The organism is Streptomyces sp., assembly GCF_035645055.1.
In the GTDB taxonomy this organism is placed as follows: Bacteria; Actinomycetota; Actinomycetes; order Streptomycetales; family Streptomycetaceae; genus Streptomyces.
In genome coordinates this window covers 110,410-118,761 of sequence record NZ_DASQNH010000086.1, presented here as the reverse complement: position 1 = coordinate 118,761, position 8,352 = coordinate 110,410, and the positions used below count along the sequence as shown (strand labels likewise).

The window sequence follows — 8,352 nt, the reverse complement described above, 5'->3', positions numbered from 1 at the left end:
GGGCGTACGGGACAATGGACGACGAGCGTCAGGCTCACACACGTACACGGCTACGAGGAGCAAGCAATGGCGGACAGCAGCCACGGGCACGGTCACACCCCGGCCGCCTGGACCGGTGTCATCATCGCCTTCATCGGTTTCACCGTCGCGGGTGCCTTCATGGTGATGGCCAACCCGCTGGGCTTCTGGGCGGGCATGGCCATCGTGCTCCTCGGTGGTGTCGTGGGCGGCGTGATGCGCGCGATGGGCCTGGGCATGCCGAAGGCGCAGCCGCTGAAGATGGCGGACGGCGCCGCCAAGGCGAAGCCGAAGGCCGCCGCGGCCACGCGCGAGCCGGTCGCCGCCGAGAGCTGATCCGGCGCGGCACACCACAGCGAACTCGTCGAGGGGCGGCCCGCCGGCCGCCCCTCACGCGCGTCCGCACCCCGCGCGGGGCACAATGCGAGGCGTGAGCCCCGACCCCCGGACGGTGAACTCCGCCCGCCGCGCCCCCACACCGGTCGCTGCCCGGCTGGCCGTGCCCGCCGGGATGCTGGCGGCCGTCGCCGCGGCCTTCGCGTACGTCGGCGCGGTCGACCCCAACGAGCCCGGCCACTATCCGGCCTGCCCGCTGCTGCGGCTGACCGGCCTGTACTGCCCCGGCTGCGGGGGACTGCGCAGCGCGCACGCCGTCGTCCACGGCGACCTCCCGGCCGCCCTCCAGGCCAACGCGGTGGCGGTCGCCGGATACGCGCTGTTCGCCGTGGCATGGACCGTATGGGTGGTCCGCGCCGTGCGCGGCCGGCCGTTCCGCCTCGACCCGCGCTCCGCGTACCTGTGGGCCGCCGGCGCGTTGGTGCTGGTCTTCACCGTTGTCCGGAACCTGCCGTTCGGCGGCTGGCTGCATCCTTGATCACCGCATCGGTGTCCAGGTAGTGGGATCGGGCGTCAACCGGATGCGAAGCCTTCGCCTTCCTCCGGATACCATCGCAATGACCATAGGTTCCGACCGACCGCTGTGACAGTCAGCCGACTGGAAGGGGGCCGCTCGCGTGAGTGTGCTCGACGAGATCATCGACGGAGTCCGTGCCGACCTCGCGGAGCGGCAGGCGCGCGTCAGCCTCGACGAGCTCAAGGAGCGCGCGGCGAAGGCTCCCGCCGCGAAGGACGGGGTCGCCGCGCTGAGGGGCGACGGCGTCAAGGTGATCTGCGAGGTCAAGCGCTCCAGCCCGTCCAAGGGCGCGCTGGCCGCGATCGCCGACCCCGCCGGCCTCGCCGCGGACTACGAGGCGGGCGGCGCTGCCGTCATCTCCGTCCTCACCGAGGAGCGCCGCTTCGGCGGCTCGCTCGCCGACCTGGAGGCGGTGCGCGCGCGCGTGGACATCCCCGTCCTGCGCAAGGACTTCATCGTCACCTCCTACCAGCTCTGGGAGGCCCGCGCCTACGGCGCCGACCTCGCCCTGCTGATCGTCGCCGCCCTCGACCAGCCCGCCCTGGAGTCGCTGATCGAGCGGGCCGTCTCCATCGGCCTGACCCCGCTCGTCGAGGTCCACGACGAGGACGAGGTCGAGCGCGCGGTCGACGCGGGCGCCAAGGTCATCGGCGTCAACGCGCGCAACCTGAAGACGCTGGAGGTCGACCGCGGCACCTTCGAGCGGGTGGCCCCGGAGATCCCGGACAGCATCGTCAAGGTCGCCGAGTCCGGTGTCCGCGGCCCGCACGACCTGATCGCCTACGCCAACGCCGGCGCCGACGCGGTCCTGGTCGGCGAGTCGCTGGTCACGGGCAAGGACCCGAAGACGGCCGTCGCCGACCTGGTGGCCGCGGGCGAACATCCGGCACTGCGCCACGGGCGCGGCTGATCCCCCGCTAGGCTTGACCCTGATGACCGTGCCGACCACCTCACCGACCCGGGACCCGTACGCCCGCCTCGCGCGCGGCTGCCGTCCCCGGGGCTGCCGTGCCCCCGCCCGCCGGGTGCACGGCCGCCGCGTGCGGTACGTCATCGGGGACGAGCCCGGGCAGGTCAACGGGCGTCGATGGCAGCGCGCCCCTCAGGGGCGCGGGGAACTGCGCGACTAGCCACGAACGGCCGGCAGTCGACCGACCGTCTCCGCCCCCACGGCGAACAGTGTCTTTTCACCACACTCACCGTGAGGCTCAAGCATGCCCAGCAACTTCTTCATCCCCGACCCGGAGGGCCAGGTCCCGAACCCCCATGGCTACTTCGGGGCGTTCGGCGGCAAGTTCATCCCGGAGGCCCTCGTCGCCGCGGTCGACGAGGTCGCCGTGGAGTTCGAGAAGGCCAAGAACGACCCGGAGTTCGCCCGCGAGCTGGACGATCTGCTCGTCAACTACACGGGCCGCCCGTCGGCGCTCACCGAGGTCCCCCGCTTCGCCGAGCACGCCGGCGGCGCCCGGGTGTTCCTCAAGCGCGAGGATTTGAACCACACCGGCTCCCACAAGATCAACAACGTGCTCGGCCAGGCCCTGCTCACCAAACGCATGGGCAAGACCCGCGTCATCGCCGAGACCGGCGCCGGCCAGCACGGCGTCGCCACGGCGACCGCCTGCGCGCTGTTCGGCCTCGACTGCACCATCTACATGGGTGAGATCGACACCCGGCGGCAGGCCCTCAACGTCGCCCGGATGCGCATGCTCGGCGCCGAGGTCATCGCCGTGAAGTCGGGCAGCCGCACCCTCAAGGACGCCATCAACGAGGCGTTCCGCGACTGGGTCGCCAACGTCGACCACACCCACTACCTGTTCGGTACGGTCGCCGGCCCCCACCCCTTCCCGGCGATGGTCCGCGACTTCCACCGGGTCATCGGCGTCGAGACCCGCCGTCAGCTCCTGGAGCGCGCCGGACGCCTGCCCGACGCCGCCATCGCCTGCGTCGGCGGCGGCTCCAACGCCATCGGCCTGTTCCACGCGTTCATCCCCGACGCGGGCGTCCGCCTCATCGGCTGCGAGCCCGCCGGGCACGGCGTGGAGAGCGGCGAGCACGCGGCGACCCTGACCGCGGGCGAGCCCGGCATCCTGCACGGCTCCCGCTCCTACGTCCTCCAGGACGAGGAGGGCCAGATCACCGAGCCGTACTCCATCTCGGCCGGTCTGGACTACCCGGGCATCGGCCCCGAACACTCCTACCTCAAGGACACCGGCCGCGCCGAGTACCGCGCGGTCACCGACGACGCGGCCATGCAGGCACTGCGCCTGCTGTCCCGCACCGAAGGCATCATCCCCGCCATCGAGAGCGCCCACGCCCTGGCCGGCGCCCTGGAGGTCGGCCGGGAACTCGGCGCGGACGGGCTGATCGTGGTCAACCTGTCCGGCCGCGGCGACAAGGACATGGACACCGCCGCGCGCTACTTCGGCCTGTACGACACCGACGCCGAGGTCGCCGAGGACGCCTCGGGCACCGCCGAGATCGAGGGGGACGCCAAGTGAGCGGGAACATCGAGCTGCTGACCGACACTCTCGCCGCGGCGAAGGCCGAGGGCCGCGCCGCCCTCATCGCCTACCTCCCGGCCGGGTTCCCGACCGTGGACGGCGGCATCGACGCGATCAAGGCCGTCCTCGACGGCGGCGCGGACATCGTCGAGGTCGGTCTGCCGCACAGCGACCCGGTCCTGGACGGCCCGGTCATCCAGACCGCCGACGACATCGCCCTGCGCGGCGGAGTGAAGATCGCCGACGTGATGCGGACGGTCCGCGAGGCCCACCGGGCCACCGGCAAGCCGGTCCTGGTCATGACGTACTGGAACCCCATCGACCGCTACGGCGTCGAGCGGTTCACCGCCGAGCTGGCCGAGGCGGGCGGCGCGGGCTGCATCCTGCCCGACCTGCCCGTGCAGGAGTCGGCGCTGTGGCGGGAGCACGCCGAGAAGCACGGACTCGCGACCGTCTTCGTGGTGGCGCCCAGCAGCAAGGACGAGCGGCTCGCCGAGATCACCGCGGCGGGCAGCGGCTTCGTGTACGCCGCCTCCCTGATGGGCGTCACGGGCACCCGCGAGTCGGTCGGCGCGCAGGCGCAGAACCTGGTGGAGCGCACCCGCGCCACCACCGGACTGCCGGTCTGTGTCGGCCTCGGCGTCTCCAACGCGGCGCAGGCCGCCGAGGTCGCCGGGTTCGCCGACGGGGTGATCGTCGGCTCGGCCTTCGTCAAGCGGATGCTGGACGCCCCCGACCACGCGGCCGGTCTGGAGGCCGTCCGCGCGCTCGCGGGCGAGCTGGCGAAGGGCGTGCGCGGACAGGCGTAGCGGACGGGGAGCGACAGACCCGATCGTCGTACGGGTCGCTCGAACGGGTGGACCTGGAGCCGGGGAGGCGCGCTGCGCCTCCCCGGTTCGTTCTGCGGGTGTGAGCGAGAAGAACCGTGACGCGAAGCGCACCGCCCGGGAACGGCTGGCAGCGGAGCGCGAGAAGCAGAAGGCCGCGGAGAAGCGGCGCCGGGCGCTGATCGTGGGCGCGAGCGTCGTCTGCGTGCTGGGCCTCGCGGCGGTGATCGGCGTGGTCGCCGCCAACGCGGGCAAGGACGACGGCGGCGACAGCGCGGGCCCGGTGGTGGCGCCCTCGGGGGCCAACGGCGATGACAGCCTCGTCATCCCGGTCGGTGAGAGCGGCGCCGGGTCGACGCTCACCATCTGGGAGGACTTCCGCTGCCCGGCCTGCAAGTCGTTCGAGACCAACTACCGCTCGACGATCCATGAGCTGACGGACGCCGGCCAGCTCAAGGTGGAGTACCGCCTGGCCACGATCATCGACGGCAACATGGGCGGCAGCGGCTCCCGCACCGCGGCGAACGCCGCGGCCTGCGCCCAGGACGCCGGCAAGTTCGTCGAGTACCACGACGTGCTGTTCGACAACCAGCCGCCCGAGACCGACGACGCGTTCGCGAAGACGGACAAGCTGATCGAGCTGGCCGGCAAGGTCGACGGCCTGGACACGCCCGCGTTCCGCACGTGCGTGGAGGACGGCACGCACAACACCTGGGTCGACAAGTCCGCCCAGGCCTTCAGCAACGGCGGCTTCAGCGGCACCCCGACCGTCCTGCTGAACGGCGCGAACATCTACCAGGACCGGACCATGACCCCGGCCAAGCTCAAGCAGCAGGTGCAGGAGGCGGCCAAGGGGTGACACCGGGCACCGGCCTGTTATGGACCCGTAGCCGGGCTGCCCGACGCCGGGCCGGTCCGGCACGGTAGCGTCGACCCTGCCATGGAACTTGCCTACATTCCCAGTCCGTCGCGCGGGGTGATCCACCTCGGCCCCATCCCGCTGCGCGGCTACGCGTTCTGCATCATCATCGGTGTCTTCGTTGCCGTCTGGCTCGGCAACAAGCGATGGATCGCCCGCGGCGGGAGGGCCGGCACGGTCGCCGACATCGCTGTCTGGGCGGTGCCGTTCGGCCTGATCGGCGGTCGGCTGTACCACGTCATCACGGACTATCAGCTGTACTTCAGCGAGGGCCGTGACTGGGTGGACGCCTTCAAGATCTGGGAGGGCGGTCTCGGCATCTGGGGCGCGATCGCGTTCGGCGCGCTCGGCGCGTGGATCGGCTGCCGCCGCCGCGGCATCCCGTTGCCCGCCTACGCCGACGCCGTCGCCCCCGGCATCGCCTTCGCGCAGGCGATCGGCCGCTGGGGCAACTGGTTCAACCAGGAGCTGTACGGGCGCGAGACCGATCTGCCGTGGGCGCTGCACATCACCTCCACCGCCGACGGCCGGTTGCCCGGGTACTACCACCCGACGTTCCTGTACGAGTCCCTGTGGTGCGTGGGCGTGGCGGTGCTGGTGATCTGGGCCGACCGGCGCTTCAAGCTGGGCCATGGCCGTGCCTTCGCGCTGTACGTCGCCGCGTACTGCGCGGGCCGGTTCTGGATCGAGTACATGCGCGTCGACGACGCCCACCACATGCTGGGCCTGCGGCTGAACAACTGGACCGCGCTGTTCGTCTTCCTGCTCGCCGTGGTCTACATCGTGGTGTCGGCGAAGAAGCGTCCGGGCCGGGAGGGCGTGGTGGAGCCGGGGGCCCAGCCGTCCGACGGCGGCGGCACGGAGAACAGGGCCGGGGAGGCCGGGGACGAGCCCGACGCGGAGACGGCCGGGACGGCCGGGACGGCCGAGAATGCGGACAGGGCCGAGACGGCAGGCAAGGACGAGAAGGCCGGGGACCGGGACGTCGAGGACCAGGGCGTCCGGGACCGGAACGTCCGGGACCAGGACGCCGAGGGCGAGGCCGAGTCGGCGAAGAAGGGCTGACGGCGTTTCCCACGTCACCGAGGGCGCCCGGAGATCTTCCGGGCGCCCTCGGCGTGTGCGCGGTTCAGCGGCGGCGGGCCAGGGACAGCGTCCGCTGCGCCGCCGCCACCACCGCCGCGTCGATGAAGGTGCCGTCCTCCAGGGCCTGCGCGCCCCGCTCCCGGGCCGCCGCCTTGACCACCGTCTCCGCCTGCTCGATCTCCTCCGGGGTGGGGAGGTAGGCCCGCTCGATGATGGGCAGTTGGCGGGGGTGGATGGCGGCGCGGCCGAGGAAGCCGAGGGCGCGGCCGCGGGCGCAGGAGGCGGCCAGGCCCTTCAGGTCCCGGGTGTCGGGGTGGACCGACTGGGCCGGGGGCGGCAGCCCGGCCGCGCGGGCGGCGACGACCACCCGCGAGCGCGGCCACTCCAGGCCCGCGTCCTCCCGCACGCCGAGGTCGGCCCGGAGGTCGGCCTCGCCGAGCGCGATACCGCGCAGGGCCGGGTGGGCGGTGGCGATGGCGTGGGCGCGCTCGATGCCGACAGCCGACTCCAGCAGGGCGTACAGGGCGGGGGCGCCGTTCCCGGCGGGAGCGGTGCGCGCGGCGATCCGGACGATCTGCTCCGGGCCGGTCACCTTCGGCAGGCGCAGGCCGGACACCCCGGGCAGACCCGCCAGCGCGCGCAGGTCCGCCGCGGCGAGCGGCGTGTCGAGGGCGTTGACGCGGACGTGGACGGGGACCGGCTGGGCCTCGGCGAGCAGGTCGGCGGTGGCCGCGCGGGCGTACTCCTTGCGGTCCGGGGCGACCGCGTCCTCCAGGTCGACGATCACCACGTCGGCGCCGCTGGTGAGCGCCTTGGCGACCGTCCGCGGATGGTCGCCCGGGGCGTACAGCCAGGTCAGCGGGATCACAGCGCGCCCTCCGCGCGCAGTGTGGCCAGCTCGTCCGGGGTGAGGCCCGCCTCGGTGAGGACCGCCTCGGTGTCCGCGCCGTGCGGGCGGCCGGCCCAGCGGATCGCGCCGGGCGTCGCCGAAAGCCGGAAGAGGACGTTCTGCATGCGCAGCGGGCCCAGTTCGGGGTCGTCGACGGTGGTGATGGTGTCGAGGGCCGCGTACTGGGGGTCGGTCATCACGTCCCGTACGTCCTGGACGGGCGCGACGGCCGCCTCCGCCTTCTCGAAGGCGGCCAGGACATCGGCGCGGGTGTGCCGGGCGATCCAGGCGCCGACCGCCTCGTCGAGCACGTCGGTGTGACGGGCGCGGTCGGCGCCCGTCGCGAACCAGGGCTCGTCGATCAGCTCGGGGCGGCCGACCAGGCGCATCACACGTTCGGCGACCGACTGGGCGGAGGTGGAGACGGCGACCCAGGTGCCGTCGGCGGTGCGGTAGGTGTTGCGCGGGGCGTTGTTCTGGGAGCGGTTGCCGGTGCGCGGCTGGACGTGGCCCAGCTGGTCGTACCAGAGCGGATGCGGGCCGAGGACGGTGAGGATCGGCTCGATCAGCGCCAGGTCGACGACCTGGCCGGCGCCGGTGCGGTCGCGGGCGGCGAGCGCGGTCAGCACGGCGTACGCCGTCGCCAGGCCCGCGATGGAGTCGGCGAGCCCGAACGGCGGGAGGGTCGGCGGCGCGTCCGGCTCGCCGGTGATCGCGGCGAAGCCGCTCATCGCCTCGGCGAGGGTGCCGAAGCCGGGGCGGTGGGCGTACGGGCCGAACTGGCCGAAGCCGGTGACCCGGGCCAGCACCAGCCGGGGGTTGGCGGCGGACAGTTCCGGCCAGCCGAGGTTCCATTTCTCCAGCGTGCCGGGGCGGAAGTTCTCGATGATCACGTCGGCGCCGGCGGCGAGGCGCAGCAGGGTGGCGCGGCCGCCGGGCGTGGACAGGTCGAGGGTGATGGTGCGCTTGTTGCGGCCGAGCAGCTTCCACCACAGGCCCACGCCGTCCTTCGACGGGCCGTGGCCGCGGGACGGGTCGGGCCGGGCGGGGTGCTCGACCTTGACGACGTCCGCGCCGAAGTCGCCGAGCAGGGTGGCGGCGAGCGGCCCGGCGAACAGGGTGGCGAGGTCGAGGACGCGCAGGCCGGTGAGCGGGGATGCCGGGGGAGGCGGTGCCTGGGTCATGGGGTGAACCCCTCG

10 protein-coding genes are annotated in these 8,352 nt (G+C 73.2%); 8 read left to right on the top strand and 2 right to left on the bottom strand.

Going from position 1 to position 8,352, the window contains the following annotated elements; all coding sequences use genetic code 11:
* The first annotated feature begins 66 nt into the window (after nt 1-66).
* From VE614_RS28315 to lgt, 8 genes are all read left to right on the top strand, one after another.
* Nucleotides 67-354: an HGxxPAAW family protein gene (locus tag VE614_RS28315; protein ID WP_324943259.1), complete on the top strand. Its 288-nt coding sequence runs from the start codon at nt 67-69 to the stop codon at nt 352-354.
* A gap of 85 nt (nt 355-439) precedes the next feature.
* On the top strand, nt 440-892 hold the full coding sequence (locus VE614_RS28310; protein WP_324943227.1) for a DUF2752 domain-containing protein: 453 nt from the start codon (nt 440-442) through the stop codon (nt 890-892).
* A 139-nt stretch (nt 893-1,031) separates the two neighbouring features.
* Entirely contained in the window at nt 1,032-1,841 is an 810-nt protein-coding gene (gene trpC, locus VE614_RS28305) for an indole-3-glycerol phosphate synthase TrpC (RefSeq protein ID WP_043499990.1), read from the top strand.
* A gap of 22 nt (nt 1,842-1,863) precedes the next feature.
* Nucleotides 1,864-2,061, top strand: coding sequence for a tryptophan biosynthesis modulator TrpM (gene trpM, locus VE614_RS28300; protein ID WP_324943223.1), 198 nt, complete (start codon nt 1,864-1,866; stop codon nt 2,059-2,061).
* 84 nt (nt 2,062-2,145) lie between these two features.
* Nucleotides 2,146-3,429, top strand: coding sequence for a tryptophan synthase subunit beta (trpB, locus tag VE614_RS28295; RefSeq protein WP_324943220.1), 1,284 nt, complete (start codon nt 2,146-2,148; stop codon nt 3,427-3,429).
* On the top strand, nt 3,426-4,241 hold the full coding sequence (trpA, locus tag VE614_RS28290) for a tryptophan synthase subunit alpha (RefSeq protein ID WP_324943217.1): 816 nt from the start codon (nt 3,426-3,428) through the stop codon (nt 4,239-4,241). The genes trpB and trpA overlap by 4 nt, the downstream gene beginning before the upstream one ends.
* A gap of 100 nt (nt 4,242-4,341) precedes the next feature.
* Complete coding sequence (locus tag VE614_RS28285; protein ID WP_324943214.1) at nt 4,342-5,118, top strand: thioredoxin domain-containing protein; 777 nt, start codon at nt 4,342-4,344, stop codon at nt 5,116-5,118.
* 81 nt (nt 5,119-5,199) lie between these two features.
* Nucleotides 5,200-6,243: a prolipoprotein diacylglyceryl transferase gene (gene lgt / locus VE614_RS28280; RefSeq protein WP_324943211.1), complete on the top strand. Its 1,044-nt coding sequence runs from the start codon at nt 5,200-5,202 to the stop codon at nt 6,241-6,243.
* A gap of 64 nt (nt 6,244-6,307) precedes the next feature.
* Here lgt and VE614_RS28275 read toward each other — a convergent pair whose 3' ends face one another.
* A complete protein-coding gene (locus VE614_RS28275) occupies nt 6,308-7,132 on the bottom strand; it encodes a CoA ester lyase (RefSeq protein WP_324943207.1) in 825 nt (274 codons plus the stop codon).
* A complete protein-coding gene (locus tag VE614_RS28270) occupies nt 7,129-8,337 on the bottom strand; it encodes a CoA transferase (RefSeq protein ID WP_324943204.1) in 1,209 nt (402 codons plus the stop codon). The genes VE614_RS28275 and VE614_RS28270 overlap by 4 nt, the downstream gene beginning before the upstream one ends.
* Between the last annotated feature and the right edge of the window lie 15 nt (nt 8,338-8,352).

Bases quoted from the DNA above. Each gene is read 5' to 3' on its own strand.
- trpM (WP_324943223.1), top strand. From the start codon at position 1,864: ATGACCGTGCCGACCACCTCACCGACCCGGGACCCGTACGCCCGCCTC.
- VE614_RS28270 (WP_324943204.1), bottom strand. From the start codon at position 8,337: ATGACCCAGGCACCGCCTCCCCCGGCATCCCCGCTCACCGGCCTGCGC.
- VE614_RS28315 (WP_324943259.1), top strand. From the start codon at position 67: ATGGCGGACAGCAGCCACGGGCACGGTCACACCCCGGCCGCCTGGACC.
- lgt (WP_324943211.1), top strand. From the start codon at position 5,200: ATGGAACTTGCCTACATTCCCAGTCCGTCGCGCGGGGTGATCCACCTC.
- trpB (WP_324943220.1), top strand. From the start codon at position 2,146: ATGCCCAGCAACTTCTTCATCCCCGACCCGGAGGGCCAGGTCCCGAAC.
- VE614_RS28310 (WP_324943227.1), top strand. From the start codon at position 440: ATGCGAGGCGTGAGCCCCGACCCCCGGACGGTGAACTCCGCCCGCCGC.